Here is a 26,603-nt window from a genome sequence, read left to right as displayed (position 1 = left end):
GTATTTACTCGCCATCCAGGAAGCAGCGCAATTGCTCCGATCTTGATGGATGCCGCAATTTTCTCAGCGCCTTGGCTTCGATCTGACGTATCCTTTCCCGGGTAACGTCAAATTGCTTACCCACCTCTTCAAGAGTATGGTCGGTATTCATATTGATACCAAAACGCATGCGTAACACTTTTGCTTCTCGCGCAGTCAAACCCGCCAAAACATTCTGCGTCGATTCGCGAAGGCCGGCGATTGTAGCAGATTCAACCGGCGATAGCATCTTGGAATCTTCGATAAAATCACCCAAATGCGAATCTTCGTCGTCGCCAATCGGCGTTTCCATCGAAATCGGTTCCTTGGCAATCTTCAGAACCTTGCGAATTTTGTCTTCCGGCATTTCCATGCGCTCGGCCAATTCTTCCGGAGTCGCTTCGCGGCCAAGCTCCTGCAAAATCTGTCTGGAGACACGATTCAGCTTGTTGATGGTTTCGATCATATGCACCGGAATGCGAATGGTCCTGGCTTGATCGGCAATCGAACGGGTAATGGCCTGACGTATCCACCAGGTTGCATAAGTCGAAAACTTATAACCCCTACGGTATTCGAATTTGTCGACCGCCTTCATCAAACCGATGTTGCCCTCCTGGATCAGATCGAGGAACTGCAAACCACGATTGGTGTATTTCTTGGCAATTGAGATCACCAACCGCAGGTTGGCCTCGATCATTTCCTTCTTGGCACGCCTAGCCTTGGCTTCACCCAACGAGATGTTGCGGCAAATATTTTTCAGATGAGCGATGCTCAAGCCATGCTGGGTTTCAATATCCGCCAGCCTTTGCTGAGCCTGCTTAATTTTATCCTGATTGGCAGTCAACGCATCGGCATATTTAGGATTATCCTGGATAAATTGCTCCAGCCAGTTCAACTGCGTTTCGTTTTCGGTGAAAACGTTTATAAATTCGCGGCGCGGAACCTTGGCTTTTTTAACGCATACATCCATAACCTGCTTTTCCTGCTCGCGAATAGCGGCAATCAGATCGTCCGCAACGGAGGTCATCTTTTTAAGATACTGCGGCGTCCATTTGAATTCGGAAAACACATCACTAAGAGCATCAAAAGCTTTTTCTGATTTATCATGCCCATAGCCGTGTTTTTTGACGGCCGCCATAGCAGTCTTTAACGCTTTTTTCACCAAATCGACTTTGTCTTTAACCTCGTTGTAATCGATGGCCTTGACTTCGTCTTCGTCCGCTTCTTCCGCCGGAGCTTCGATCTCAACCTCTTCGACAGCCACCTCATCGACATCGGTGTAATCGACAAACCCCTGAACCAGATCACCCAGACGAGTACTTGATTCCTCATCGGCCACGCCGGCAAATGTTTCGATAAACGACTCGACAATGAAACCGGAACGCGCGATGGCACTCACAACTTGGCGCTGGCCTTCTTCGATACGCTTAGCGATTTTCAACTCCTGCTCGCGAGTCAACAGCTCAACCGACCCCATTTCTCGCATGTACAGGCGCACAGGATCCGTGGTACGGCCAAATTCGCTGTCGACCGAAGCCAATGCCGCAACCTCGGCAACCTCTTCCTCGTCATCGGCCGAAACCACCGTATCGGAGGCAATCAAGGAATCGTCGTCATCGGGGGCAACTTCATAGACTTGAATACCCATGTCGTTGATCATGCCAATAATATCTTCAATCTGTTCGGGATCGATGATATCGCTTGGCAGATGGTCGTTAACCTCCGCATAGGTTAAATACCCTTGCGCCTTGCCTTTTGCGATCAGTTGTTTTAGTTGAGATTGCTGTTGTTCTTGATTCATTCTTTACTCACAATACGTTTCAGCACCAGGCGCCGCACAACAGACCATTATAGCGACAAAACACAATTAGGTCACCTATATCCGCTGCGTTAGCAACATGCGCAACACCTGCTTTTCTTCAATACTCAGTCCCTCCCGCCCCTCCTTGGCCAATAGCTCGGTCAACTTATCCTCCCTGGATTGCCGCAGTAACTGAGTCAAAGCGCCGGAAAACTCGGCCTCCTCGCCACCTTCCGGCACATCAAGCTCCATCCCCGCCAACGCCTTAACCGCTTTCTCGTAAGACGACTCGCGGTATGCCTCTAATAAGATTGCGCTGTTTTCGGGTTTTTCAAGTGCAATCACATGCAAAACATCTTCCAGCAACTCCTTACCGGAAAAACTCAACTCACCCCACTCTAAATCCCGCTGACTAACCAAATGTTCCAAATGCGGATGCTGTATCAACAAAGCCAAAACCCGACGAAGCAAACTAGGTCGTTTTTGCCCAACCTTGGTGGTCACATTTTTTTCGAATCGTGGCCTAAGTGTAGACTGATTTTTCGGAACCTCCAGCGCACCGCCACCGACCATGTCATTCAGACGCCGCCACATCATGTCCTTAAAAAACCCGGACGGCACCTTTTCCAGCTGTGGCCGCGCCGCCGTCATTAATTGCGACCGCCCTTCTATGGTCGATAAATCCAAAGACCCTCCGACAGATTCAAAAAAATAATCGGATAAGACATTTGCGCCGTTAATTCGTTCCAGAAACCCCGGAACCCCCTCGGCTCGAATCAGCGAATCCGGGTCATGTCCTTGAGGCAGTAGCATAATCTTGATTTGCCGACCATCCCGCAGACAGGGCAAGGCAGCCTCGGTTGCCTTCCAAGCCGCTTGACGCCCGGCAATATCTCCGTCAAAACAAAACACCAACTCGGCGGCAAAACGAAACAGCAAGTCGATCTGGGTTTTGGATGTCGCGGTACCCAAGGCGGCCACGGCATTGGAAACACCATATTGCGCCAACGCGATCACATCCATATAACCCTCTACCACCAGAATCCGCTCCGGCCTGTTCTTTTTTTGCAAAAGCTCGCACAAACCATAGAGCTCTTTACTCTTGGAAAATACCGGCGTTTCGGGCGAATTGAGATATTTTGGCAAGGAATCATCCAACACTCTCCCACCGAAACCAATCACCCGTTTCCGCTTATCCCGTATCGGAAACATCAAACGCCCACGAAAACGGTCGTAAACCTTACCATCATCCCTAACGACCAACATACCGGCATCCACCAAAGCCTTTCGATCAAAACGACTGACCAGAACATCCCAGCCTTGTGGCGCATACCCCAAACCGAAGTCTCGAGCCACTTCGCCCGTTACGCCACGCCCCTTCAGATATTCGACCGCTTTTTGCCCTTCCGCGCCACGCAATTGCTCGGCATAAAAAGCCGTCACCTCTTCCAGTACCGCATACAAGTGCGAAGCGCTTTCCTTGACTACTTCATCGGATTCACCGCCATCTTCGCGCGGCACATCGACACCGACAAAGGCAGCCAAATCCTCCACCGCCTCGACAAAGCCCAAATGACTATAATCCATTAAAAAGCTAATTGCGTTACCACTGACACCGCAACCGAAACAGTGATACATCTGCCGATTACGGTTAACGGAGAAACTAGGCGTTTTTTCGGTATGAAACGGGCAGCGCGCAACAAAATTACTGCCTGTTTTTTTAAGAGGGACGTGCGAATCGATCAGATCAACAATATCGACCCGCACCAATAATTCATCTATAAACTGCCTGGGGATTCTGCCGGACATTTTACCGACAACGGGGGCGCGATTTATGCGGAAAAACCAGCCTTAATCCTTGCACTGACAACCGCCATATCGGCCCGACCCTGCATTTGCGGCTTCAGCAGCGCCATCACGCTCCCCATATCCTTGATCGAAGCTGCACCAGTTTCGGCGATAGCCTTGATCACCATTTGATCAATCTCGGCCTCGGTCAGCGCTTGCGGCAAGAAATCCTGTATGACCAGAATCTCGGCCTCCTCAATCTCGGCCAAATCGTTACGATTGGCATCGCGGTACTGCCTGATCGATTCACGACGCTGTTTGAGCATTTTATCGAGCACGACAATAACCCTGTCATCGCCCAACTCGACACGCTCATCCACCTCGACCTGCTTAATGGCGGCCAGTATCATGCGGATAACGCCTAATCTGGCTTTGGCACCACTCTTCATCGAGGCCTTCATATCATCCCTGATACGCTCCTTTAACGAATCCATATTCAACAACCTTATGCTTGCGGGCGACCACGACGCAGGTTTTTCAACGCATAACGCTCGCGCGCCAATTTTTTCAGATGGCGCTTAACTGCGGCGGCACCTTTACGCTTACGCTCGGTGGTTGGTTTTTCATAAAACTCGCGACGACGCACTTCGGCCAATACGCCGGCTTTCTCACAAGCACGTTTGAAGCGGCGAATTGCGATGTCGAAATGTTCGTTTTCTTTAACTTTAACTGATGGCATTATCAATAATCCGAATTGTGTTAGTATTTCAAAAAATCTTCAGGCAAGAAACCAGCCCTGTAAAACCGCCCGATTATACCGACAAAATACTTTTATTCAAAAAATTAATGTACGTTTTAGGCATAGAAACCTCCTGCGACGAAACCGCCGTTGCCATTTACCATGCCGACAAAGGACTGATTTCTCATACATTGTACAGCCAGGTACAGACTCATAACGAGTACGGCGGCGTAGTGCCGGAGCTGGCCTCACGCGACCATATTCGCAAATTAACTCCATTGATCAAGCAAGTTTTGGCGGATGCCGGACTAACTGCTTCAGCCATCGGCGGCATCGCCTATACGGCTGGCCCCGGCCTGATGGGAGCACTACTGGTTGGAGCCGCCACCGCCCGCAGCTTGGCCTGGACCTGGCAAGTACCGGCAATAGCCGTGCATCACATGGAAGGCCACTTACTGGCGCCGATGCTGGAACACGAGCCACCACCTTTTCCATTCGTGGCCCTGCTGATTTCAGGCGGACACACTTTACTAATCGAAGTCGCCGGCGTTGGCCGCTACCGGTTACTCGGCGAATCGCTCGACGACGCCGCCGGCGAAGCTTTTGACAAAACCGCCAAACTGCTCGGACTCGACTATCCCGGCGGCCCGGCCCTGGCACAACTAGCAGCACAAGGCCAAGCCCGCTATAAATTTCCACGCCCGATGACCGACAGACCAGGACTGGACTTCAGCTTTAGCGGCCTGAAAACCTTCACGTTGAACACCTTCAACACCAGCACTAAAACGCATCAAGACAAAGCCGACATTGCTTTTGCCTTTCAGCAAGCCATGGCGGAAACCCTTGCGATCAAATGCAAACGGGCACTGCAACAAACCGGCTTGGACAGATTAATCGTAGCCGGCGGTGTCAGCGCCAATCAGGAAATCCGCAGGCAACTGCAACAAATGAGTCAAAAAGAACGGGCGAGTGTTTATTTCCCCCGCCCGGAGTTTTGCACTGATAACGGTGCGATGATCGCCTATGCCGGCTGTCAACGCCTACGGGCCGGACAGAGCCAGCCTTTGGACATTTTCGCCCGCCCTCGCTGGCCAATAGATGAACTATTGGGACTAGATTAAGATTCCTGCCCCGCTAGAAGACGCTGGATATTGCCTTTGTGCCGCCACAATAAAATCAAGGAAATCAGCACAAAAGTTACCAGCAAACTGACGTCGCCCACTATCAACCAGACAAAAACCGGCGCCAAGGTTGCGGCTACCAATGCCGCCAACGAAGAAATCTTGCCGATCTTGTAAACCACAATCCAGGTTCCCAAGACCGCAAAACCTAATAGCCAATGCACTCCCAACGTAACCCCAAGCGAGGTTGCCACGCCCTTACCACCTTTAAATCCAAAAAAGACCGGATACAAGTGCCCCAAAAAAGCCGCAAACACGATTAGCGACAATACTAGGCTATCCACCCCCAGCGCCTGACCGAGTAACACAGGCACCAAACCTTTCAACGCATCTCCCGCCAGGGTGATCGCCGCGGCCTTTTTACCGCCTATGCGCATGACATTGGTTGCGCCGGGATTGCCCGAACCATTCTCCCTAGGATCGACCAACCCCATCATCTTGCAGACAATAATCGCACTGGACACCGAACCGGTTAAATAAGCCAAGGGTACGAGCAACCATTCCATCATTCAATCAACCTCTCTCATCAAAACTTGTGCAGTCGAGCCATTTACTCGATACTGATATAACAAAAATATAATAACCGGAAAGCAACAATGGACATCATCTTTTTAGGCGGCCTTGAAATTGAAACCGTCATCGGCATTTACGATTGGGAACGCACGATCAAGCAAAAAATCGTACTGGATATCGAAATGGCTTTTGACATTCAAAAAGCCGCAACCACCGACGACATCGCCTTCGCCCTCGACTACAAGACCGTATCCGACCGGATTGTCACTTTTGTCGAAAACAGCGAATTTTTATTGGTGGAGACTCTGATCGAAGAAATCGCCAAAATTTTACTGAACGAATTCCCGATTCCTTGGGTAAAAATCGTCCTAAACAAGAAAGGCGCCATCAGCAAAGCGCGTGACGTCGGCATCATTATCGAACGCGGACACAAATAACATGCCTACCGGTTACATCAGCATCGGCAGCAACATCGACAAGGAAGCCCACATCCCCTCCAGCCTGAAAGCACTGGAACAGGTATTTGGCGAGTTATCGACCTCCAGCATTTATGAAACCGAAGCTGTCGGTTTTGTCGGCGATAGCTTTTACAATTTGGTGGTAGGCTTTCAATCGGAATTACCCGCAAAGGATGTTGCCCGCCTATTGCGCCAAATAGAGCTGGACCATGGCCGCAGCCGTGAATCACAAAAATTCTCGGCTCGCACCCTGGACTTGGATTTGATTTTGTATGGCGACCAGATTATCAGCGATGGCCGCTTGCAAATCCCGCGCGACGAAATCGAACGCTATGCCTTTGTATTGGAACCCTTGGCCGAAATAGCGCCGAACCAAAGCCACCCAGTGAGCGGAAAAACCTATCAAGAACTCTGGCAAAATTTCAACAAACAAGGCTTGAAACAAACCAAAATAAAACTCGATAGCTCAGCTAAATAGCATTCTGCCGCCGTCGACCGTTAAAATATGGCCGGTAATATAATCGGCCTCTTCAACTAAAAACCGCACCGCGCGAGCAATATCATCGGCATGTCCGCAACGCTGCAAGGCCACTTTTTGCAATATTTCGACTTTCCGCTCATCACTCAACTGATGATCCGGCCATAAAATCGCCCCCGGAGCCACCGCATTAACCCGCACTTTCGGCGCCAATTCCTTGGCCAGACACTTGGTCATTGCCACCACCCCGGCCTTGGCAATACTGTAAACAGGAAAGCCCTGCAAACCTCTTTCAGCATGAATATCGGCGATATTGACAATGCAACCACCACGCCGCACCAATGCCGGTGCCAATGCCTGAGATAGAAAAAAGGGCGCTTTCAAATTACTACCCAATAAGTCATTCCAGTCTTGCTCGGTAACATCACCAATCTTACCGGCATAAAACAACGAGGCATTATTGACCAGCACATCTAGCTCACCCCAAAAAGCCAATGCTTGTTCGGCAAGCGTATTGACCTGATCCAATTCCAACAAATCCGCTTTAATTAAGCATACAGAATCCGGGCGTATCGCATTTAAATCCTCGGCCAGTTGCCGAGACTCCCGCAGCGCGGTGCGGTAATGCAGAATCAGGTTATAGCCCTGCTGATGTAATAAGCGAGCACAGGCCGCTCCGATGCGCCTGGCCGCTCCGGTTATCAGCGCAACCTTACTCATTCAAAAAGATAATAATTAAGCTGCGGACACACTCGCGATCAGTTTCTTTCTGATCAGGAAGCAGGCGCCTACCGCACAAACCACGGGCAATTGAGTCAACAAAAACTCCATCACGGAATGTTTGGGTACCATGCCCGCTAATGGCACCACAATCAACATTTTGGACAACCACCAAGTCAACCAATAACCAATTAACCCGATCACGGACCAGTTTACTAGCGGCGCATTATGACTTTTAGCTGTCAAATAAAACCAAACCAAGGTAAGAATGCCGAACAATTTAGCCAGAAATAACATAACCCCATCCTCTTATTATTGTTTTAAAACCACGCACATGCTTGGAAAATCCAATTTAATCAAAATCCCTGCAAACATCAACCAAATCGATTATTTGACACTTACGCTGCCACAATTCAATCCGCCAGTAAATGGCTCCGAAAATACCTGCCTTGGAGTATGGTTTGATTTTTCAAGCTTCAAAGTTATATGCCGAGGACATATAATCCCTAGCCGTTTCACGATTAACAATAATAAGGAGAAAACCGTGCAGACATTTAGATCTCTGGTGGCCGTATTCGTGCTTGGCTTTTGCGGCATGTCCTGGGCACAATCGACCGGCCATATCGGACACGGTGGAGGTAGCGATGGCGCGTCTTGCATCAAAGCCAAAATAAGCCGCTTCAAACCCGAGCACTTAGCCACCGTCGCGCCCGGATCCGAGTTTTCATTTGCCGCGTCCGGCAGCAATGGCCCCGGACATATCCATGTCAGCATCAAGCAACAACCCATTGATGTCACTTTTGAAGACAAGGAAACTTTTTATCTGGTTAAAGGCAAATTGCCCGATGGCATTAAAAACACCGTGGTACGCATATCCGTCATGCTGAAATCAAAAGTCAGCAAATGCGACGCCGAGGACGGCTGGCTGCTGAAAGTATCTGAATAGCTCAATCCGCCGCTTTGATTAAACCGACAAAGCGGCGACCCCTGGTTTTAATCCCACTCGAATATCGTCCATAAATTGATGTTGGTGTTTTTATCCAGGTCATTTTTTTTAACATCCATACGCCCATCGTTATTGGTGTCCAACAAATAATACGGTGGCCCCACTTGAGGCTGGACCTTAATCATATAAAGCTGACCGTTTCTGCGGTATTCCTGAATAGTCTCCTTGCCCTTGCGGATAATGGTAATATCAGGCTCCATCTCTTCCCCGGACTGCACCCGTGGCGGTAATTCAGGCGGCTCGGGAACCGCAGGCGGCTCTTCCAATGCTTGTTCCGACCAAGCCATAACCGGCAATAGAAACAGCAGACTAAAACTTAACTGGCGAAACATTCGAATCTCTAAAAAAGTCAGGTTGGGTAGGCATAATAAACCAGTTTCGGAATAGTTGTGGACTATAAAACAATCCAAGCCGACTTCTTACGGCCGAAAAAAAACCAATACCCCTTGAACAGGAGTATTGGCCTTCCTCGAACTCGCCTATCTAATCAGGCTTGTTTGCGCAAATACTTTTCGACTCCGGTGGTTCTAACATAACCGGCGTCATCGGCATGAACGGACTGTCTTGCCATGTATCGCTCAACCCCGGAAACCGGCGCCACATCCCTGGTCAATACGGTTTGCTTGGAAACATATCTAGCCACACCGGTCGACTCCGCCGTGTCCCTGTTCAGCAGTTCCTGACGCATTACATATTTGCTGACGGAACTGATTTCAGCCACGGGCTTGGCGACCAAAATCTGTTTGGCCAAATATTTACTGACGCCGGTCAGTGGTGGCTGCTGTCTGGCCAATGTCGCTTGTTTTGCCAGATATTTGGCAACACTGCTGACGGGTTCCGCCTGACTTTGCAATTGAAGTTGCTTGGCCAGATAACGAGCCACGCCGGTGGGTTTGTCCTGTGCGGCAGCCGCTTGCTTAGCGATGTATATAGCCACTCGAGAGCCTTCGAATGCCTCACTCGATACTGCTTCGGGTTGAATCTCCTCTGCCTGATTCGCTTGAGCTTGAGCTTTTTCCGCTTGCATTCTGGCCTCCTGTTCCACATAGCGGGCAACCAAAGCGGCCGCGGCCGCTTTTTTCGCCTGCACGGACTGCTCGGCCAAAAACTTGGCCACACCGGTTGCAGGCACCTGTTCATGCTCCAACTTTTCCAAGGTTTTGATATAACTGGCCACACCGGTAATCTTGGGCGCATCCTTGGCTAACAGGGTTTGCTTGCTAACATACTTGGCGACACCGGTTACAACCGGCGCTTCCTTGGTCAACAGCTGATTTTTCAGCACATATTTAGCCACCCCGGTAACGCCGGGCGCCGCACTTTCACGCATGCCTTGCATGGTCACATACTTGGCAACGCCGGTCACTACATGACCGTCATGCTCTTGCTTAGTGACGTATTTTGCAACACCGGTCACCGGAATTTCACGGGATAAAATCGATTGCTTCAGCAAATATTTGGCAACCCGAGTGATCGGATTTTCATTCTGATGAGAAAGATATTTCTCAACCCCGCTTGGCTCGGGCGCGGACTCGACAATCTCTTCTATAACTTCCGGTTCTGATTCTTCAACAACCGGCTCTGGCTTGCGCGCCTCTTCCAACGCCTGCTGCCGTGCTAAATATTTTGCCACGCCGGTCAACTGGTCATCGGCGATGATTTCTTCTACTTTTGGCTCAAGCTTTTGTAAATAACGGGCGACGCCGGTCAATTGCGCGTCTTCTCCGCCGGCATCGCCCCTACTTTCGACGACACGGCCAACAGAAGGCTTATCGAAAAATAAGGGCGGCAATATGCCGAATAAGCTATTCATCAAACTGTTTTTCTTCATTTGAGAATACTCCTGAATGAATTAATGTCGTGCACAACAAGCACTTGGCTGTTTACACCTTCTTTTAACGTAACGCGCCCATAACAAAAACAGGCCACAATCGCTTAATTTTTATTCTAATTAGCTTCGCTAAAAATCACTTTAGGCTGAAAACTGCTGGCCGGATATTTAGCATCAACTTCCGCTACAACCTGTTCTGATTTGGATTCGGCTTCCTTGTTTACACAAGGAACCGATGCGGACTTCGCATCCGACTCAATAACCGACTCATCCCTGAATATCACTTTAGGCTGAAAATCCGCTGCCGGATAATCCTGCGCATTCACAGCCGAAGCGATTAATAATAACCCACCGAGTATTCCTTGGTTCAATTGCGTTTTTTTCATATTGTTCACCTTACTCTACATAGTTAAAACACCGGTCCTTGCCGGATACCCCAACAAGAACCGGTTATCACCGTCTTAATTACAGCACTGCTTCCACGTTGGCTACGACATTTTCCACGGTAAAGCCGAACTCCTTGAACAGCTGTCCGGCTGGCGCGGATTCGCCGAAGCGGTCTAAACCTACGATTTTGCCATTGCTGCCGGCATATTTCCACCAACTATCGGTGACGCCAGCCTCAACCACCACGCGATTGCCGATGCTAGGCGGCAATACGCTGTCTTTGTAAGCTTGGTCTTGCGCTTCGAACACGTTGGTCGACGGCATGGACACCACGCGGATTTTCTTGCCTTTGGCAGCCAAGGCTTCCGCCGCTTTCACGGCCAGTTCGACTTCGGAGCCGGTGGCGATGATGATCGCATCCGGTGTACCGTCGCTGTCTTTCAAGATGTAGCCGCCTTTGCCGATCGCGTCGATCTGCGCTTGGCTGCGTGCCATGTGCGGCAGGTTTTGACGCGAGAAGATCAGGGTGCTGGGACCGTCTTTGCGTTCGATCGCGGCTTTCCAGCTGACAGCAGACTCGACCGCATCGCAGGGGCGCCAGACTTGCATGTTGGGAATCATGCGCAAGGTAGCGGTTTGCTCGATCGGTTGGTGAGTCGGACCGTCTTCGCCCAGACCGATGGAGTCGTGGGTGTAGACGAAGATGGTCGGTGCTTTCATCAGTGCCGCCATACGCAGGGCGTTACGGGCGTATTCCGAGAACATCAGGAAGGTGGCGCCGTAAGGCTTGAAGCCGCCGTGCAGCACGAGGCCGTTCATGATGGCGCTCATGCCGAATTCACGGACGCCGTAGTAGATGTAGTTACCGTCATGACCGGGGGCGCAGACGTCTTTGCAGCCTGACCACAAGGTCAGGTTAGAACCGGCCAGGTCGGCGGAGCCGCCCAGCAGTTCCGGCAACAACGGGCCGAAGCCGTTCAGGGTGTTTTGCGAGGCTTTGCGGCTGGCGATGGTTTCGCCTTTGGCATTGACTTCGGCGATGAAGGCATTGGATTTTTCCGCCCAATCGGCTGGCAGTTCGCCGGCCATGCGGCGTTTAAATTCCGCAGCCAATTCGGGGTGAGCGGCTTGGTAAGCAGCAAATTTGTCGTTCCAGGCACTTTCCAGACGTGCACCTTTGGCATTGGCATCCCAAGCCGCTTTGATGTCGGCGGGGATTTCGAACGGCGCATGCGGCCAGCCCAGTTGTTCGCGGGTCAGTGCAATTTCAGCTTCACCCAGCGCGGCACCATGACACTCTTCCTTGCCTTGTTTGTTCGGCGAACCGAAACCGATGATGGTTTGGCAGCAGATGATGGTCGGTTTGTCGCTGACTTTTTTGGCTTCTTCGATGGCTTTTTTGACTGCATCGGGGTTGTGGCCGTCGACTTTGGGGATGACGTGCCAGCCGTAGGCTTCGAAACGTTTCGGAGTGTCGTCCAGGAACCAGCCGTTAACGTTGCCGTGACCACGTACTTCGCCGTCGATGGAAATGTTGTTGTCGTCGTAGAAGGCGATCAGTTTGCCCAGTTTCATCGAGCCGGCCAGTGAGCAGGCTTCGTGGGAGATGCCTTCCATCAGGCAGCCGTCACCCATGAATACGTAAGTGTGGTGATCGACGATGTCGTGACCGGGACGGTTGAATTGACCGGCCAGGGTGCGTTCCGCCAGGGCGAAACCCACGGCATTGGTGATGCCTTGACCCAGAGGACCGGTGGTGGTTTCAACGCCGTCGGTATAACCGTATTCAGGATGGCCTGGGGTTTGTGAGTGCAGTTGGCGGAACTGTTTCAATTCTTCGATCGGCAGGTTGTAGCCGGCCAAATGCAACAAGGAATAAATCAGCATGGAGCCGTGACCGTTGGACAGGATGAAACGGTCGCGGTTGGCCCATTTTGGGTTGCTAGGGTTGTGTTGCAGAAAATCGTTCCACAATACTTCCGCAATGTCAGCCATCCCCATCGGGGCTCCAGGGTGTCCTGAGTTGGCTTTTTGTACGGCGTCCATGCTGAGTGCGCGGATGGCGTTCGCTAAGTCTCGACGCGAAGGCATGTTAGTCTCCTTTTTAAACGTGTGATGAATGCTGAGTGTGCGGCGCAATTGCCGCTAATAATTCTGGTTTTTAAAACGAACAAAGGACGGGTGGCGTTTGCCACTCGTCCTCGGCTTGCTTAAGAAAAGCTAGGTGATGCCAAAGCAGGCTTATGCAGCTGCAGCGTCAACCAGTTCGCGAATTTCGCGAGCAGCTGTTGCGGGGCATGGCGCGCCGTAGATAGCCGCGCCAACAACGATGATGTTTGCACCGGCCTCAACGACTTGTTGAACGGTTGCGGGTTTGATACCGCCGGCAACGGAAATGCGAACGCCCAGACCCAGACGAGCGATGTCATTCAAGTCGCCGAATGGTGTTTGGCCAGCCGCTTGTGCATCCAGACCAGTGTGAATACCGACGATTTGCGCGCCCAATTTCACGGATTCTCTTGCGCAGTCTGCTTTGTCGGCCACGTTGATCAAGTCGATTTGAACTTCGGCGGCATGTTTTTTAGCCGCTTTGATTACGCCGGCGATGGTTGCCAGTCCGGATACGCCCAATACGGTGCAGATATCCGCGCCAGCAGCATAGAAAGCGCCAGCTTCGTATTCGCCAGCGTCCATGGTTTTCAGGTCAACCAACAACAGTTTGTCCGGGAAACGATTTCTCAGTTCTTTTACCAGATTGATACCGTTGTATTTGATGCAAGGGGTACCAATTTCAAAAATGTCCACATAAGGCGCTACTTGATCAGCCAATGCTACGGTTTGGTCGAAATCCAGTGAGTCCAACGCCATTTGAATTAATGGTCTTGCCATGAGATGTGCTCCGATTGTTACAGTTACAGTTATTGTTATAAGGGCCGCCGATCAACACTTGGAAAACCTTACCCAAAGTAGGCAAGGAAACAACCGTGGTTGATGGGCAATAAAAAAGCTGGCAGCAACTCTAAATCAGAACAAGGTACCCTGTCAATTGAAAGCCTGCCATTTACCGCTAATTTTCTTTTTTGATTGTTTTTTACTCAAACTCACCTCGAAATACGCGGCGAATCCATCAAAATATTCAGTCACTTTCATTTTTCGCCGGTCAAACCATTCCACGGCGTGTAAAGCCCCTCTACCGCCACCCCAAACATGTCCAGGATGCGCCCAACACCTTCGTCCACCATAGCCTTGACGGAGTCGGTCTTATTGTAAAACGCCGGCATTGGCGGAAAAATAATACCCCCCATCTCGGTAACGGCCGCCATATTACGGATATGCGCCAAGTTCAACGGCGTTTCTCGTGGAACCAGTAGCGTTTTTCGCCTTTCCTTCAACGCCACATCGGCGGAACGAGAAATCAAATTATCGCCAAACCCATGCGCAACCGCGGCCAGCGTCTTCATCGAACACGGCGCAATCACCACCCCCTCGGTTTTGAACGAACCACTGGCGATACACGACGCAATGTCGTTAATGCCGTGCGTGACATCCGCCAATTGATACAACGCCGCACGATCCATATCCAGCTCGTATTTCAAATTGACCAAACCCGCGGATGAAATCACCAGATGTGTCTCCCATTCCGGCAACTCCTTCAGCACTTGCAACATGCGCACACCGTAAATCGCACCGGTAGCTCCGGTCATTGCAATGACCAGTCGCTTTATCTTTGCCATGTTTATCCTGATATTTAAGACAGAATCCTTGCCATTTGATCACTGGCGGCGACCAAGGCATCTATCATTTCCTCGCCCTTGGCAACATGGCCAGCATTCGGTAAAACCCGATAGCCAGCATGCGGCAAGGCCCGATGTAAAAGCCAACCAGCCTCCAGCGGACAGGTCAAATCGTTCTGCCCATGGATAATGATAGCCGGAATATCCCGTAATGCCGCGCAATTTTGCAGAATCTGGTCTTCGGCAATGAAATAAGCGTTGCGCGCATAATGCAGTTCCATTTGCACCTGCTTGACCGCCCGTGAATCCAGCGCCAGATCATTGGGTAAAAAGTCGGCACCCAAGGCCACTTGACCTCCCCATAATTGCCAATGCAATGCGGCACGCTCCGCCGCGGATTGATCATCGCCAAATATCGCATCACATAATTTTGGCAAAATCTGCTCCCCCGACTCAGCACCCACTGCATCCAGCATTTCCTTCCAAATTTGCGGATAAATGCGGTTCGCGCCGTTTTGTAAAAACCATTCCATGTCTGTCCGACGCGCCAGAAACACGCCACGCAATATCATCCCCAATACTTGCCGCGGATAGGCCTGGGCGTATAACAGTGCCAACGTACCCCCCCAAGAACCGCCAAATAACAACCATTGATCGATGCGTAATTGCTTCCGAATCGCCTCCAAATCCGCCAGCAAATCCTGCGTGGTGTTAGACTCCAACTCGCCAAACGGCTGCGAACGCCCGCAACCGCGCTGATCCATCAGCATAATATGGTACCGTTCCGGATCGAAAAAACGCCGATGATCCGGCTTGGTGCCGGAACAAGGACCACCATGCAAAAAAATCACCGGAATGCCGGCCGGATTGCCGGATTGTTCAACGTAAACCTGGTGAATACTGTCGGTTTCCAGGAAGAAAGTGTGGAAGGGTGAAATGTCAGGATAAAGAGATTGCATTACTCACCAAGCGAATAAAATGCGATAAAACCGATACAACGCCCGCTTTACAAAGCAACTGAGTATATCACCAACCAACAGACATAAAAAAAGGGAAGGCTTTCGCCTCCCCTTTTCGGACTTAAGCTTGATTTCTAAGCTTAGAAACCAATACCCAAGTAACCACCGGCAGTCATACCGTCGGTACGAACACCATCGATATCGTCGGTAGAATAGTGATAACGCACATCGGCGCCCACGAACAGGTTTTTCCACAAGTTGTAATCCGCACCGGCACCGAATTGGATTCCGGTGTTCAACACGGTAATCGCATCGGATGGCGGACTGATGACGTTGATGTCAAAACCAACCGGAATCAACCATGGGCGGAATTTGCTGCCTTTCATGAATTTGATTTTTGGCGAAGCGGAAACAGACAACTGGTTTACAGTCGCACTTTCGGTATTGGCATTAGGCATATTAAAGCCCAAACTATTCACAACAGCAACTTCTTGCGCGGAAAGACCATTAGGTTTCTTATCAGCCAATTCTTTGTATTCTACATTCAACTCGGCCAGCACCTCGGTGCCATCCCAAATACCGAACAAATCGTCGCTCAGGCTAAAGTCGAAACCAGCGCCGAAATACCAAGCGTCGCTATCTGAAATCGCACCTGTTGTAACACCGTTTCTATTGGTGGCAACACCTGCAACAGAAGTTGGATCAAGAGTTCCGCCGCGTTTGTTATCAGGATTTGCATAACCACCACGGAAGAACACCATGTTGTCTTTGGTTTTTGTCGCGGCGGGCGCCGACTTCATCGAAGCCATCCAGCTATCCAATTCTTGAACCTTGGCGGATTCGGTGGATGCTTGCGCGGAAGAGGCTTTGACGCGGCTCAATTCGGCTTGCATGGCTTGCATTTGGTCAGCCATTTGTTGCATTTGAGATTCCAGCGCTTCGGTTTTTCTGGCCGCCGCATCGGCAACACGCTCGGCTTTGGTGTCCGCCGCTTGTACCGGGGCAACAAAGGCCATGGCTAAAGACGCTGCGGCGATACCCAGCGCTAATTGTGTTTTGTTCAAAATCATTGTCATTCCCCAAGGGTTATTGTTGTTAGATAGTCTGCTATTAGCTTTAAGGCAACACAGTATTTTTCTACGAAGGCAATACTAGCAGCAAAACCCCGGCCTTACAAGTTTTAGGCTTATTTTTTTTGTTTAAAAAAATTGATTTATATCAATAACCTGCAAAATACTCATAATGAAAAATCATCGAATGTTAAAAAAAAACAACATTTAGTTTAAAATCCGCACAAGAGGAAATAAGTTGCTCCTAATACACAAAATCAGCACAAAACCTAGCGCCAAAGCCTGCTTATAAGTGGCGATTCCATCACGCAACAAGCCGCTGCCAGCGATTTCGTGTTACTTTGAACCATAACCCAATAGACTGTTTTCAGATGAACCAAGACATAGATATCCTGATCATAGGCGGAGGCATCAGCGGTTTATTGACCGCGCGCGAACTGCAAATGGCCGGTCGGCAAGTTACCTTGATAGACAAATCCGATTTAGGCCGGGAAGCTTCATGGGCAGGTGGTGGCATCTTGCTGCCGATTTATCCCTGGCGCCAGGCCGAAGCCATTTCAGACTTGGTAATCGCCAGTCTAAAAAGCTATCCGACACTGAGCCGCGAACTGCATGACGCCACCGGTATCGATCCGGAATGGCGTCCGTGCGGAATGCTGATTTGCAAAAACCCGGATTTCGCTTCGGCTATCCGCTGGTGCCAAAACCGCAACATCACTTACCAAACCAATCCGACAGCACTGCTGGAAAACCTGAACACCGACGTCGACCAGCCCTTGTGGTTACCCGATATTGCCCAGGCCCGCAATCCACGCCTGCTAAAATCCTTAAAAGCTTTTTTACTGCGACTCGGCGTCCGCTTTATCGAGCAGGCCGAAATCAGCGCCGTTGAAATAAACCATGGCCGCTTAACCAATATCAAGACCACGCAACACCATTTCAAACCCGCCCAGGTCATCGTTTGCGCCGGCGCCTGGACCAGCCACTTATTAAATATCTGGCTACCGCAGGCATCGGTACAGCTACCGATCGAACCGGTACGCGGACAGATGCTGCTGTTCGACGCAAAACCGGACACATTGACGCATATGATTCTGGATGGCGATCGCTATTTAATCCCGCGCCGGGATGGCAAGATTCTGGCCGGCAGCACGGTGGAACAAGCCGGATTCGAAAAAGTCACCACCCACGAAGCCAGGAAAAACCTATTCAACTTTGCCATCAATCTACTGCCGGACTTAAAAAATTACCCGGTCTGCGAACACTGGGCGGGGTTACGCCCCGGTACGCCAGATGGCATTCCCTACATAGGCTTCCATCCCGATATCGACAATCTCAGCGTCAATGCTGGCCATTTTCGCAATGGCCTGGTGATGGGGCCGGCCTCCGCCCGATTGCTGGCCGACTTGATTTTGCAAAGGCCTCCCGCAATCAATCCCACTTCTTATGCTCTGAACCGGTAACCGTTATGAATTTTTATCCCGTATTGCGCCCGTTGTTATTCAGCCTAGATCCGGAAACGGCCCATCATGTCACCCTCAAATTATTGAAACTAGCCGAACAAACCGGCTTGTCGGCATTAAACCGGGCACGATCGACCGATCAGCCTATCAGTGTGATGGGGCTGAATTTTATGAACCCACTTGGCCTCGCCGCCGGACTGGACAAGAACGGCGATTATATCGACGCGCTGGCCGCACTGGGCTTCGGTTTCATCGAAATCGGCACCGTCACCCCTCGCCCGCAGCCCGGCAATCCCAAACCGCGTTTGTTCCGCCTACCCGAACATCAGGCCATCATCAACCGGATGGGTTTTAACAATTTCGGCATCGACCATTTGCTGCAACAGGTACAAAACCGACGCTATCGGGGCATTTTAGGCATCAATATCGGCAAAAACGCGGATACGCCGCTGGAGAATGCCACCGAGGACTATTTGATCGGCTTGCGTAAAAGCTACCTGCCGGCCAGCTATGTAACGATCAACATTTCCTCGCCCAACACCAAAAACCTGCGGCAATTACAGCAAGGAGACGAGATCAAGCATTTGCTGGACGCACTGAAACAGGAACAACTGAAACTGCAAAGCCAACATGGTAAATACACCCCGATTGCGGTCAAAATCGCACCGGATTTGACCGATGACGAGATTCGCCATATTGCCGAGTTGCTGGTCGAGTTCGGCATTGACGGCGTAATCGCCACCAACACCACAATCGCCCGCGACAAAGTGCAAGGCCATATCCATGCCAACGAAGCCGGCGGATTGAGCGGTGCGCCGGTCAAGGACAGTTCGACACGGGTAGTGAAAGGTTTGGCGGCGGAATTAAACGGCAAACTGCCGATTATTGCCGCCGGAGGCATTCTTGGCGCCAGTGATGCCCGCGAAAAAATCGAGGCGGGCGCCAGCTTGGTGCAAGTATATAGCGGCCTGATTTATAAGGGACCCGCGATGATCGAAGAGATTTTGAAAAATCTTTCCGGAAACTGATAAGACGTCAAAAACAAGACGTCTGCTTTAAACCTGCTGGAGCGGCCCTTATACCCTGCCGGTATTAGCCGCTCCATTACCGGAATTTAATTTTGATCTAATTCCTGATGCAGGCCACCGTCCAGCAATTTTTCAAACAACCCTCCCTGTAAATAATTGAGCAAATCAACACCGCATTCTTCGGGCCGAAGCACCCTTTTGATCGCAAATTGCCGACCATCGACATTTTGGCTGACCATCGCCAAATCGACCACATACTCCAGGCAGGGTTTATTCAGTTTTTCCTGTATGATCATAATCCTGGGCTTCAGCTTGGCCTTGGGATTGACCTCCAACACCAAGGCGATCTGCCCACTGGCCAGCTCGACGATACTGCCGGCCGGATAAATACCGAGACACTCGATGAATTTCATGGTCAACGCCGGATCGAGGTGTCCCCCGCTAACGTCGGTCATAATTTTGATAGCTTCCAGATGCGACTTGCCCGGCTTATAAACCCGGTCACTGCTGACCGCATCGTACATATCGGCAATCGCCACGATGCGCGAATAGGGCGTGATCTGCTCGGCGCTTAATTTGCGAGGATAACCAGCGCCATCCAAGCGCTCGTGATGCATATGAGCAACGTCAATAGCACCCGGATATAGGCCGCTGGTTTTCAACAAAAGATTCCAACCCTTGGTGGTGTGACTTTGCATCACCGGCAATTCGTCGGTTGTTAGCTGCCCCGGCTTATTCAAAATATCAAGCGGAACCAGCATTTTGCCCATATCGTGCATCATGCCGCACAAACCGACATTATTCAGCTCTTCGGTCGACAGATTGATTTGCCGGCCCAGCGCAATCGAATAAATACAGACATTCATGCTGTGCTGCGCGGTGTATTCGTCGCGCTTTTTCAATTGCGTCATCAGCAACAAAGCATCCGGCGCATTCAACACACTGTCCACGCACGCCGACACCGCCTTCTTGGCCGCCACCGCATTAATCGGGCGACCCAATTGCACCTCTTCCATGAAGGTTTTCACCAGCGAACTGGCTTTATGATGGATGACTCCGGCTCTTTTTATTTCTTGCTTGAACGATGTGCGCTTACCCGGCGGGTCGACATGTTCGAGATAATCCTTGGTGTATCCGGTATTTCGGGCAACGTATTGAGGAACCTTGGACTGTTTGTTGACATCAATAAATACAAAATCGCATTGTTTTTGCACGTTTTCAATATCGGTCTGATTTCTTAACTCAAACCCTTGAAATAAAAATTTGGTTTCCAGCCAGGGCCGATCCAGTTTGGAGACAAACATGCCGACTTTCAGATTCTTGACATCAATCTTTACCAGTTCGACCGAGTCTATCAATAAATCGTTGCTGTTTTTGTCCATCGCTATCCGCAAAATTGGCTTGGGCCACCGAGCCGAATTCAGTTGTTAGACGGAAATATCGGCGTATAAAAAGGTTACTACGGCCTAATTGTAAAATTACTGGATCATTAACTCCATTAATCTTACCAAGGCCGGATTGAACAAGGTCAAGCCAAACACAGCGATGCCGATCAACACTTTTACTTTCAGCATCACTCGCCGGCAATCGCCATCTGCTCCAGCAAAATCGAACCCACTTGAATATTACCGCGCAAATCCACGTCCTTGCCAATGGCCACCATATTACGCAACATGGTTTTCAAATTACCGGCAATGGTAATTTCCTGCACCGGATATTGAATCACGCCATTTTCCACCCAAAACCCGGTCGCACCGCGAGAATAGTCGCCGGTAACGCGATTAACGCCCTGCCCCATCAATTCGGTCACCAGCAACCCGGTGTTCAAGAGCTTTAACATGCCGGCGAAATCGTTTTCACCCGGCTCAACGATCAGGTTATGCACGCCGCCGGCATTACCGGTGGTTTGCATACCCAATTTTCTGGCCGAATAGGTACTCAGAATATAGGAGCGCAAAATGCCTTGACTAACAATGTCTCGCGCCTGAGTTGCCACGCCTTCGGCATCGTAACTGGCACTACCCAAGCCACCGACCAATAACGGCTGCTCATGTATCCGGACGAAATCGGGCAAAATGGAGGTATTCAAACTATCCAGCAAAAATGAGGATTTACGATACAGGCTACTGCCGCTGATCGCCCCCAATAAGGTGCCGATCAAGCCGGACGCCATTTCCGGCGCGAACAATACCGGACACTGACGGGTACTGAGACTACGGGCATCCAAACGTGCAACCGTGCGTTGCGCGGCCTTTTCGCCGACATAGCGCGCCGACTCCATCAAGACCGGGTTGCGCGCCACGCTATACCAATAGTCACGCTGCATCGCGTCGCCACTACCGCCCAATACCGCACAGCTAATAGAATGCCGAGTGGATTGATAACCTTGCAAAAATCCCAGGGAGTTACCGAATACACGGGTACCTTGATGGCTATTGACCGAAGCGCCTTCGGAATTGCTGATAGCCTTGTCATAACTGCGCGCGGCGTTTTCGCACTCGATCGCCAGCGTAATGGCATTTTCGGCATCGATTGCCCAAGGATGATTAAGGTCGAGATCGGGAAATTCGGTGGCCAACCTGTCCGGATCGGGCAAGCCGGCATATTCATCCTCGCTGGCATAGCGGGCAATACTGCAAGCAGCCTTGACGGTTTCCTTCAAGGAATCGGGCGACACGTCATTGGTGCTGGCCGAGCCTTTTTTCCGGCCGAAATAGACAGTGACACCTATGCCCTGGTCGCAGTGGTATTCGATGGTTTCCACATCGCCCAAACGAGCCGACACCGACAGGCCGTTATCGACGCTGAACGCGGCCTCGGCGGCACTGGCACCTTGTTGCTTGGCTTCGTCCAGAATAGTCTGAACCACGGTTTTCAAACGGTTGATTTCGTCCTGATTTTGCAAGTTAAAGTCTCTTCAATTCGATTACAGGTTTCGGCCGAATGAATTCGACCCTACAATGTCTTAAACGCTGGTACCGCCGACGGTTAGGCCGTCGATCTTCAAGGTCGGCTGGCCGACACCGACCGGAACGCTCTGGCCTTCCTTACCGCAGGTACCGACGCCGCTATCCAACTGCATATCGTTACCGACCATCGATACCTTGGTCAATACGTCCGGCCCGTTGCCGATGAGTGTCGCCCCCTTGACCGGACGAGTGATTTTACCGTTTTCGATCAAATAGGCTTCGCTGGTTGAAAACACGAATTTACCGGAGGTAATGTCGACCTGGCCGCCACCAAAATTGCGCGCATACAGGCCTTTTTTGACCGACCGGATGATTTCGTCCGGGTCGCTTTCGCCCGGCAACATGTAAGTATTAGTCATCCTCGGCATCGGTAAATGGGCATAGGACTCGCGCCGGCCGTTGCCAGTGGGATTGACGCCCATCAGGCGCGCATTCAGTTTATCCTGCATATAGCCTTTTAATATGCCTTTTTCGATCAGCACGGTATTTTCGGTGGGCGTACCTTCATCGTCCATGCTCAACGAGCCGCGCCGTCCCGGTAAGGTGCCGTCATCGACCACGGTACATAGATCGGACGCCACCCGCTCGCCGACCCGGCCACTAAACGCGGAGGTACCCTTGCGGTTGAAATCGCCTTCCAAGCCGTGGCCGATGGCTTCGTGCAATATAATTCCGGGCCAACCGGGACCGAGCACCACGGTCATGTTACCGGCCGGAGCTTCTTCGGCCTGCAGATTCACTTGTGCTTGCCTGACCGCTTCCCGCCCGTATTCCAGAGCTCTGTCGTTATCCAGAAAATAACTGTAATCGCTACGGCTACCGCCGCCCATGCTGCCTTGTTCGCGGCGGCCATTCTCGACCATGATCACGCTGACGTTCAGCCGCACCAGTGGCCGAATATCGCCCACCAATGAACCGTCCTGATTGGCTACCAGCACATGGTCGTAAGCAGCCACCAGACTGACCATGACTTCCTCGATACGGCTATCCAGTTTGCGGGTTTCGGCATCCACCCGCTTCAATAAATCGATTTTTTCCTGATCATTCAGCGACTTCAACGGATTGAACGGCTGATAGAGTTGCGGCCAACTTTTAGGCACCTCGATTTTATGGCTGGCCTTCTGGCCTTGTCTGACAATGGCTTTCACATTATTGGCGGCTTCCAGCAAAATCGGCAGCTCTATCCGGTCACTATAGGCAAACCCGGTCTTATCGCCGCTGACCACCCGCACCCCGGCACCATGCTCGATGGAATGACTGCCTTCCTTGACAATACCGCCCTCCATGGACCAGGACTCGAAATGGCTGGACTGAAAATAAATATCGGCCGCGTCGACCGGCGCACTGAGCAGCGTATTCATCACTCGATCCACATCATGCGATTGCAGGCTGTTGGCGGCAAGAATGGTCTGTTTAACTTGTTCGGATAAAGGCATAATCAACTAAATATTTAGGGTAGCGAGCAACTCACATTACAAAAAACGAAGCCAAATAAGCCACGCTTAATGCAGTAACAACCAACATAACTTTATTGCTTAGGGTCAAGGAAAGCCAATAGAGTTCCATCTCGGTTTTTCGCCGTTTCCAGGCTAGCAGCGCGAACTGTTTAGCCCCCTGATAAAAACCCGGCAAAACCCGCCATAACCAATGAATCACCATCACCGCAAGCAGCAGCAAAATATAAAACGTAACGATCTGACTGCCGTGCCGGGAAGTATGGAACAGATGCTCCACGGTATGTTCGATGCCCAGTTCCAACCATTCGTAAGCCATATGGCATAGTTCGAATATGAAATGCAGCAAACTGAAAAACAAATCCATCGTCACGTCGTACATGACCAGGGACAACACCAAAATAGCCACGACGATCAAATCGAGATGTTTTTTAATCATGCCAATTCCTGAGAAATCCCGTCTTAAACTGACTCCGGCACCTGCCATTCCGCTCTCCAGTTTCCCTGCCCATCCGTCAAGGCTTGATTCAACCACGGCAACAAAACTTCCGCCTGGTCTTTCAATTGCCAGGGAGGATTGATAAACAGCATACCAGAACCTGTCATGCCACGCACGGCGCCATCTTCGGCAACGCAATGCTCTATCCGCAACTGTTTGGGTATGCCGGTTTGTTGCAGCTTCAGCAGCATCCTTTCGGTGGTATTGCGATCTATCACCGGATACCATAAACCGAAAATCCCGGTGGCAAACCGGCCATGAGCCGCTTGCAAGGCATCCACCACCTTGCTGTAATCGGATTTCACTTCATAACTGGGATCGATCAGAACCAACCCGCGCTTTTGAATCGGCGGCAGTTTTTTGCTCAGTCGCTCCAGGCCATCTTCCTTGACGACGCTGACTTGCCTGTCGCCGGCAAACAATTGATGCAGACTCTCGTAATCGCTACTGTGTAATTCGGATAACTGCAACCTATCCTGGGTCCGGATCAAACGCCTGACCAGTTGCGGCGAGCCGGGGTAACGAACCAGTTGCCGACCGGTGTTTTCCGCCCTGACCGCCGCCAGATAATCCTTGATCTCCTCCGGCGGCTGTTCGCTGGCCCAAATACGAACGATGCCTTGCTGATATTCGCCGGTTTTCTGGGCAAATTCGGACTTGAACGAATACTTGCCGGCCCCGGCATGAGTATCGATATAGACAAATGGTTTGTCTTTTTGCTTTAAGGCATTGATCACCAGGGTAATCAAACTGTGCTTTAACACATCGGCAACATTGCCGGCATGAAATCCGTGACGATAACTCAACATAAAGGCATTCCGTTTTTTGAGTGTGCGTTCAAGCCAACTTGGATCTGAACATAAAATAAATCGCCCCCAGCAAACACAAACCGGCCCATAGGTAGTCCAGCTTTAAAGGCTCTTTCAGGTAGTACACCGAGAACGGCACGAACACGCTGAGTGCAATCGCTTCCTGCATGATTTTCAACTGACCGACATTCAACGCGGTATAACCGATGCGGTTGGCGGGCACTTGAAACAAATATTCGAACAAGGCCACACCCCAGCTAAGCAATGCGGCCAACAACCAGTGTTTGTGGTTGAGTTCTTTCAGGTGAGCGTACCAGGCAAAGGTCATAAACACATTGCTGCAAATCAGCAAACCGATGGAAATAAAAATAGAGCTCATGCTGGCTTATTGAGTCTGATAATACTGTTTGAAGGTATTGACGGCCTGGCTGCGTAATCGCTGGATGGCCTCGCCAATTTGCGGGCCTTGTACATCGGCGTTCAACACTTGCCGGGTATCGACGGCCAATGCGGTTTGCGCGGCCATCTTGATGTAATCGGCTTGTGGATAGGCCACATGCTCGAAGCCGGTGCGGCCCCTGGCGTCGGCTTCGCATGCCAGCAGAAAGTCCTGCAAGTGGTTGTCGGCCTTGAAAGCGCCAATTGCTTGCAGCATGCCAATCAGGGTATCGCTACGCAACTCGAAGACTCGGTGACAATGCGTATGGTATTCCATCACATGGGCGCACAGAGTTTTGACGGACTTGGGCACTCGTAGGCGCTGGCAAAACCGCTCCAAAATAGGCAAGCCTTTACGCTCGTGGCCGTGGTGACTAGGCCAGCAATCCGGAGCCGTCACCGCCTTGCCCAGATCATGCAACAAGGCCGCCAGCCGCACCTCCGGTTTGGTCGATAACCGCGCCGCTTCTGTCAACGCCATCAGACTATGTTCGCCAGTGTCAATTTCAGGATGATATTTGGGAGGTTGCGGCACACCGAACAGGGCATCGATTTCGGGAAAAATCACGGCCAATGCCCGGCAGTCTTTCAAAGCCTGGAAAAACGCCGCCGGCGTGGCTTCGCGCAAGGCTTTATTCAATTCAGCCCAAACCCGCTCCGGCACCAGATGATCGGCTTCGCCGCTTTGCACCATGCCCCGCATCAATTGCCGGGTTTCGTCCGCCACCGTAAAGCCCAAATGAGCATAGCGGGCGGCGAAGCGGGCAACCCGCAAAATCCTGACCGGGTCTTCACTAAATGCCGGCGAAACATGCCGCAGAATCCTATTTTGCAAATCCCGCTGGCCATGAAAAGGATCGATCAAAACGCCGTCGTCGCCTATCGCCATCGCGTTGATGGTCAGGTCGCGGCGTAACAAATCCTCCTCCAGCGTCACCAGGGGGTTGGCGTCTATCGAAAAGCCTTTATAACCGGGCGCGGTTTTGCGCTCGGTACGCGCCAAGGCATATTCATCATGCGTTTCAGGATGCAAAAACACAGGAAAATCCTTGCCAACCGGCTTGTAACCTTGCGCCAGCAATGTTTCGGGCGCAGCCCCCACCACCAGCCAGTCGCGTTCCGATACCGGATAATCCAGCAAACGATCGCGTACCGCACCGCCAACCAGATAGATTTTCATGAAGCCCGACTCGCCTTTGTTATCGATTAAAATACACAGTATAAATGACTCGTTATCATAGTGCTTTGCTTATTCCCCAA

Annotated in this window: 28 protein-coding genes; 6 read left to right on the top strand and 22 right to left on the bottom strand. The window is 51.1% G+C overall.

Annotated features, from left to right (window positions below; all coding sequences use genetic code 11):
• Nucleotides 1-4 precede the first annotated feature (4 nt).
• The 4 genes from rpoD to rpsU form a co-directional block, all read right to left on the bottom strand.
• A complete protein-coding gene (rpoD, locus tag IVG45_RS20305; protein ID WP_196435563.1) occupies nt 5-1,819 on the bottom strand; it encodes an RNA polymerase sigma factor RpoD in 1,815 nt (604 codons plus the stop codon).
• A gap of 75 nt (nt 1,820-1,894) precedes the next feature.
• Entirely contained in the window at nt 1,895-3,628 is a 1,734-nt protein-coding gene (dnaG, locus tag IVG45_RS20300) for a DNA primase (protein ID WP_196435562.1), read from the bottom strand.
• A 23-nt stretch (nt 3,629-3,651) separates the two neighbouring features.
• Complete coding sequence (locus tag IVG45_RS20295; protein ID WP_196435561.1) at nt 3,652-4,101, bottom strand: GatB/YqeY domain-containing protein; 450 nt, start codon at nt 4,099-4,101, stop codon at nt 3,652-3,654.
• 11 nt (nt 4,102-4,112) lie between these two features.
• A complete protein-coding gene (gene rpsU, locus IVG45_RS20290) occupies nt 4,113-4,346 on the bottom strand; it encodes a 30S ribosomal protein S21 (protein ID WP_196435560.1) in 234 nt (77 codons plus the stop codon).
• 107 nt (nt 4,347-4,453) lie between these two features.
• Here rpsU and tsaD point away from each other — a divergent pair, with 107 nt between their 5' ends.
• Complete coding sequence (gene tsaD, locus IVG45_RS20285; RefSeq protein ID WP_196435559.1) at nt 4,454-5,467, top strand: tRNA (adenosine(37)-N6)-threonylcarbamoyltransferase complex transferase subunit TsaD; 1,014 nt, start codon at nt 4,454-4,456, stop codon at nt 5,465-5,467.
• On the opposite strand, the gene plsY is transcribed toward tsaD, so the two are convergent.
• A complete protein-coding gene (plsY, locus tag IVG45_RS20280) occupies nt 5,464-6,036 on the bottom strand; it encodes a glycerol-3-phosphate 1-O-acyltransferase PlsY (protein WP_196435558.1) in 573 nt (190 codons plus the stop codon). The genes tsaD and plsY overlap by 4 nt on opposite strands.
• Before the next feature lie 87 nt (nt 6,037-6,123).
• Here plsY and folB point away from each other — a divergent pair, with 87 nt between their 5' ends.
• Together folB and folK are read left to right on the top strand one after the other, a co-directional pair.
• A complete protein-coding gene (folB, locus tag IVG45_RS20275) occupies nt 6,124-6,477 on the top strand; it encodes a dihydroneopterin aldolase (protein ID WP_196435557.1) in 354 nt (117 codons plus the stop codon).
• 1 nt (nt 6,478) lies between these two features.
• Nucleotides 6,479-6,976 carry a 2-amino-4-hydroxy-6-hydroxymethyldihydropteridine diphosphokinase gene (folK, locus tag IVG45_RS20270; protein WP_196435556.1) on the top strand — a complete coding sequence of 166 codons (498 nt, stop codon included), beginning with the start codon at nt 6,479-6,481 and terminating at the stop codon, nt 6,974-6,976.
• Here the strand turns inward: folK and IVG45_RS20265 are convergent.
• Both IVG45_RS20265 and IVG45_RS20260 read right to left on the bottom strand, forming a co-directional pair.
• Nucleotides 6,965-7,696, bottom strand: coding sequence for a pteridine reductase (locus tag IVG45_RS20265; protein ID WP_196435555.1), 732 nt, complete (start codon nt 7,694-7,696; stop codon nt 6,965-6,967). The two genes, folK and IVG45_RS20265, sit on opposite strands and share 12 nt — an antisense overlap.
• A 15-nt stretch (nt 7,697-7,711) precedes the next feature.
• Nucleotides 7,712-7,993: a hypothetical protein gene (locus IVG45_RS20260; protein ID WP_196435554.1), complete on the bottom strand. Its 282-nt coding sequence runs from the start codon at nt 7,991-7,993 to the stop codon at nt 7,712-7,714.
• Between the two features lie 247 nt (nt 7,994-8,240).
• On the opposite strand from IVG45_RS20260, the gene IVG45_RS20255 reads away from it, so the two are divergent.
• Nucleotides 8,241-8,642, top strand: coding sequence for a hypothetical protein (locus IVG45_RS20255; protein ID WP_230874672.1), 402 nt, complete (start codon nt 8,241-8,243; stop codon nt 8,640-8,642).
• Nucleotides 8,643-8,689: 47 nt separating this feature from the next.
• Here IVG45_RS20255 and IVG45_RS20250 read toward each other — a convergent pair whose 3' ends face one another.
• From IVG45_RS20250 to IVG45_RS20215, 8 genes are all read right to left on the bottom strand, one after another.
• Nucleotides 8,690-9,034, bottom strand: a complete 345-nt coding sequence (locus tag IVG45_RS20250; protein ID WP_196435553.1) for a DUF2782 domain-containing protein — start codon at nt 9,032-9,034, stop codon at nt 8,690-8,692.
• Between the two features lie 155 nt (nt 9,035-9,189).
• Nucleotides 9,190-10,533, bottom strand: a complete 1,344-nt coding sequence (locus IVG45_RS20245) for a hypothetical protein (RefSeq protein WP_196435552.1) — start codon at nt 10,531-10,533, stop codon at nt 9,190-9,192.
• Nucleotides 10,534-10,649: 116 nt separating this feature from the next.
• On the bottom strand, nt 10,650-10,919 hold the full coding sequence (locus IVG45_RS20240; protein ID WP_196435551.1) for a hypothetical protein: 270 nt from the start codon (nt 10,917-10,919) through the stop codon (nt 10,650-10,652).
• A gap of 79 nt (nt 10,920-10,998) precedes the next feature.
• On the bottom strand, nt 10,999-13,011 hold the full coding sequence (gene tkt / locus IVG45_RS20235; RefSeq protein WP_196434599.1) for a transketolase: 2,013 nt from the start codon (nt 13,009-13,011) through the stop codon (nt 10,999-11,001).
• Between the two features lie 150 nt (nt 13,012-13,161).
• Nucleotides 13,162-13,809: a 3-hexulose-6-phosphate synthase gene (gene hxlA, locus IVG45_RS20230; protein WP_196435550.1), complete on the bottom strand. Its 648-nt coding sequence runs from the start codon at nt 13,807-13,809 to the stop codon at nt 13,162-13,164.
• 257 nt (nt 13,810-14,066) lie between these two features.
• Nucleotides 14,067-14,654: a UbiX family flavin prenyltransferase gene (locus tag IVG45_RS20225; protein ID WP_196435549.1), complete on the bottom strand. Its 588-nt coding sequence runs from the start codon at nt 14,652-14,654 to the stop codon at nt 14,067-14,069.
• A 14-nt stretch (nt 14,655-14,668) separates the two neighbouring features.
• Nucleotides 14,669-15,613 (bottom strand): prolyl aminopeptidase, encoded by a 945-nt coding sequence (gene pip / locus IVG45_RS20220; protein WP_196435548.1) that lies wholly within the window; start codon nt 15,611-15,613, stop codon nt 14,669-14,671.
• A 140-nt stretch (nt 15,614-15,753) separates the two neighbouring features.
• Nucleotides 15,754-16,683 carry a porin family protein gene (locus tag IVG45_RS20215; RefSeq protein WP_196435547.1) on the bottom strand — a complete coding sequence of 310 codons (930 nt, stop codon included), beginning with the start codon at nt 16,681-16,683 and terminating at the stop codon, nt 15,754-15,756.
• Nucleotides 16,684-17,054: 371 nt separating this feature from the next.
• Here IVG45_RS20215 and thiO point away from each other — a divergent pair, with 371 nt between their 5' ends.
• Both thiO and IVG45_RS20205 read left to right on the top strand, forming a co-directional pair.
• The gene (thiO, locus tag IVG45_RS20210) at nt 17,055-18,146 is read left to right on the top strand and encodes a glycine oxidase ThiO (protein ID WP_196435546.1); all 1,092 of its coding nucleotides are present in this window, start codon (nt 17,055-17,057) and stop codon (nt 18,144-18,146) included.
• 5 nt (nt 18,147-18,151) lie between these two features.
• Nucleotides 18,152-19,174, top strand: a complete 1,023-nt coding sequence (locus tag IVG45_RS20205; RefSeq protein ID WP_196435545.1) for a quinone-dependent dihydroorotate dehydrogenase — start codon at nt 18,152-18,154, stop codon at nt 19,172-19,174.
• Nucleotides 19,175-19,260: 86 nt separating this feature from the next.
• Here the strand turns inward: IVG45_RS20205 and IVG45_RS20200 are convergent, their stop codons facing one another.
• The 7 genes from IVG45_RS20200 to IVG45_RS20170 form a co-directional block, all read right to left on the bottom strand.
• On the bottom strand, nt 19,261-20,556 hold the full coding sequence (locus IVG45_RS20200; RefSeq protein ID WP_196435544.1) for an HD-GYP domain-containing protein: 1,296 nt from the start codon (nt 20,554-20,556) through the stop codon (nt 19,261-19,263).
• A 191-nt stretch (nt 20,557-20,747) separates the two neighbouring features.
• Nucleotides 20,748-22,079: a metalloprotease PmbA gene (gene pmbA, locus IVG45_RS20195; RefSeq protein WP_196435543.1), complete on the bottom strand. Its 1,332-nt coding sequence runs from the start codon at nt 22,077-22,079 to the stop codon at nt 20,748-20,750.
• 60 nt (nt 22,080-22,139) lie between these two features.
• Nucleotides 22,140-23,579: a metalloprotease TldD gene (gene tldD / locus IVG45_RS20190; RefSeq protein ID WP_196435542.1), complete on the bottom strand. Its 1,440-nt coding sequence runs from the start codon at nt 23,577-23,579 to the stop codon at nt 22,140-22,142.
• A 31-nt stretch (nt 23,580-23,610) separates the two neighbouring features.
• Nucleotides 23,611-24,036 carry a hypothetical protein gene (locus tag IVG45_RS20185; RefSeq protein WP_196435541.1) on the bottom strand — a complete coding sequence of 142 codons (426 nt, stop codon included), beginning with the start codon at nt 24,034-24,036 and terminating at the stop codon, nt 23,611-23,613.
• A 23-nt stretch (nt 24,037-24,059) separates the two neighbouring features.
• Nucleotides 24,060-24,905, bottom strand: a complete 846-nt coding sequence (locus IVG45_RS20180) for a 23S rRNA (adenine(2030)-N(6))-methyltransferase RlmJ (protein WP_196435540.1) — start codon at nt 24,903-24,905, stop codon at nt 24,060-24,062.
• Between the two features lie 28 nt (nt 24,906-24,933).
• Nucleotides 24,934-25,284, bottom strand: coding sequence for a DMT family protein (locus IVG45_RS20175; RefSeq protein WP_196435539.1), 351 nt, complete (start codon nt 25,282-25,284; stop codon nt 24,934-24,936).
• Between the two features lie 6 nt (nt 25,285-25,290).
• Nucleotides 25,291-26,523 (bottom strand): multifunctional CCA addition/repair protein, encoded by a 1,233-nt coding sequence (locus IVG45_RS20170; RefSeq protein WP_196435538.1) that lies wholly within the window; start codon nt 26,521-26,523, stop codon nt 25,291-25,293.
• Between the last annotated feature and the right edge of the window lie 80 nt (nt 26,524-26,603).

It is taken from the genome of Methylomonas sp. LL1 (assembly GCF_015711015.1).
Taxonomy (GTDB): Bacteria; Pseudomonadota; Gammaproteobacteria; order Methylococcales; family Methylomonadaceae; genus Methylomonas.
This window is presented reverse-complemented; position numbering and strand designations above follow the sequence as displayed.

What these genes read in the sequence shown, in the direction of transcription:
- IVG45_RS20200 (WP_196435544.1), bottom strand. Translation starts at nt 20,556, where the DNA reads ATGGACAAAAACAGCAACGATTTATTGATAGACTCGGTCGAACTGGTA.
- tsaD (WP_196435559.1), top strand. Translation starts at nt 4,454, where the DNA reads ATGTACGTTTTAGGCATAGAAACCTCCTGCGACGAAACCGCCGTTGCC.
- dnaG (WP_196435562.1), bottom strand. Translation starts at nt 3,628, where the DNA reads ATGTCCGGCAGAATCCCCAGGCAGTTTATAGATGAATTATTGGTGCGG.
- tldD (WP_196435542.1), bottom strand. Translation starts at nt 23,579, where the DNA reads ATGCCTTTATCCGAACAAGTTAAACAGACCATTCTTGCCGCCAACAGC.
- IVG45_RS20180 (WP_196435540.1), bottom strand. Translation starts at nt 24,905, where the DNA reads ATGTTGAGTTATCGTCACGGATTTCATGCCGGCAATGTTGCCGATGTG.
- IVG45_RS20205 (WP_196435545.1), top strand. Translation starts at nt 18,152, where the DNA reads ATGAATTTTTATCCCGTATTGCGCCCGTTGTTATTCAGCCTAGATCCG.
- rpsU (WP_196435560.1), bottom strand. Translation starts at nt 4,346, where the DNA reads ATGCCATCAGTTAAAGTTAAAGAAAACGAACATTTCGACATCGCAATT.
- IVG45_RS20225 (WP_196435549.1), bottom strand. Translation starts at nt 14,654, where the DNA reads ATGGCAAAGATAAAGCGACTGGTCATTGCAATGACCGGAGCTACCGGT.
- folB (WP_196435557.1), top strand. Translation starts at nt 6,124, where the DNA reads ATGGACATCATCTTTTTAGGCGGCCTTGAAATTGAAACCGTCATCGGC.
- IVG45_RS20240 (WP_196435551.1), bottom strand. Translation starts at nt 10,919, where the DNA reads ATGAAAAAAACGCAATTGAACCAAGGAATACTCGGTGGGTTATTATTA.
- IVG45_RS20175 (WP_196435539.1), bottom strand. Translation starts at nt 25,284, where the DNA reads ATGAGCTCTATTTTTATTTCCATCGGTTTGCTGATTTGCAGCAATGTG.
- IVG45_RS20250 (WP_196435553.1), bottom strand. Translation starts at nt 9,034, where the DNA reads ATGTTTCGCCAGTTAAGTTTTAGTCTGCTGTTTCTATTGCCGGTTATG.
- IVG45_RS20245 (WP_196435552.1), bottom strand. Translation starts at nt 10,533, where the DNA reads ATGAAGAAAAACAGTTTGATGAATAGCTTATTCGGCATATTGCCGCCC.
- pip (WP_196435548.1), bottom strand. Translation starts at nt 15,613, where the DNA reads ATGCAATCTCTTTATCCTGACATTTCACCCTTCCACACTTTCTTCCTG.
- IVG45_RS20185 (WP_196435541.1), bottom strand. Translation starts at nt 24,036, where the DNA reads ATGATTAAAAAACATCTCGATTTGATCGTCGTGGCTATTTTGGTGTTG.
- IVG45_RS20265 (WP_196435555.1), bottom strand. Translation starts at nt 7,696, where the DNA reads ATGAGTAAGGTTGCGCTGATAACCGGAGCGGCCAGGCGCATCGGAGCG.
- thiO (WP_196435546.1), top strand. Translation starts at nt 17,055, where the DNA reads ATGAACCAAGACATAGATATCCTGATCATAGGCGGAGGCATCAGCGGT.
- folK (WP_196435556.1), top strand. Translation starts at nt 6,479, where the DNA reads ATGCCTACCGGTTACATCAGCATCGGCAGCAACATCGACAAGGAAGCC.
- IVG45_RS20295 (WP_196435561.1), bottom strand. Translation starts at nt 4,101, where the DNA reads ATGGATTCGTTAAAGGAGCGTATCAGGGATGATATGAAGGCCTCGATG.
- hxlA (WP_196435550.1), bottom strand. Translation starts at nt 13,809, where the DNA reads ATGGCAAGACCATTAATTCAAATGGCGTTGGACTCACTGGATTTCGAC.
- IVG45_RS20260 (WP_196435554.1), bottom strand. Translation starts at nt 7,993, where the DNA reads ATGTTATTTCTGGCTAAATTGTTCGGCATTCTTACCTTGGTTTGGTTT.
- tkt (WP_196434599.1), bottom strand. Translation starts at nt 13,011, where the DNA reads ATGCCTTCGCGTCGAGACTTAGCGAACGCCATCCGCGCACTCAGCATG.
- plsY (WP_196435558.1), bottom strand. Translation starts at nt 6,036, where the DNA reads ATGATGGAATGGTTGCTCGTACCCTTGGCTTATTTAACCGGTTCGGTG.
- IVG45_RS20215 (WP_196435547.1), bottom strand. Translation starts at nt 16,683, where the DNA reads ATGATTTTGAACAAAACACAATTAGCGCTGGGTATCGCCGCAGCGTCT.
- rpoD (WP_196435563.1), bottom strand. Translation starts at nt 1,819, where the DNA reads ATGAATCAAGAACAACAGCAATCTCAACTAAAACAACTGATCGCAAAA.
- IVG45_RS20170 (WP_196435538.1), bottom strand. Translation starts at nt 26,523, where the DNA reads ATGAAAATCTATCTGGTTGGCGGTGCGGTACGCGATCGTTTGCTGGAT.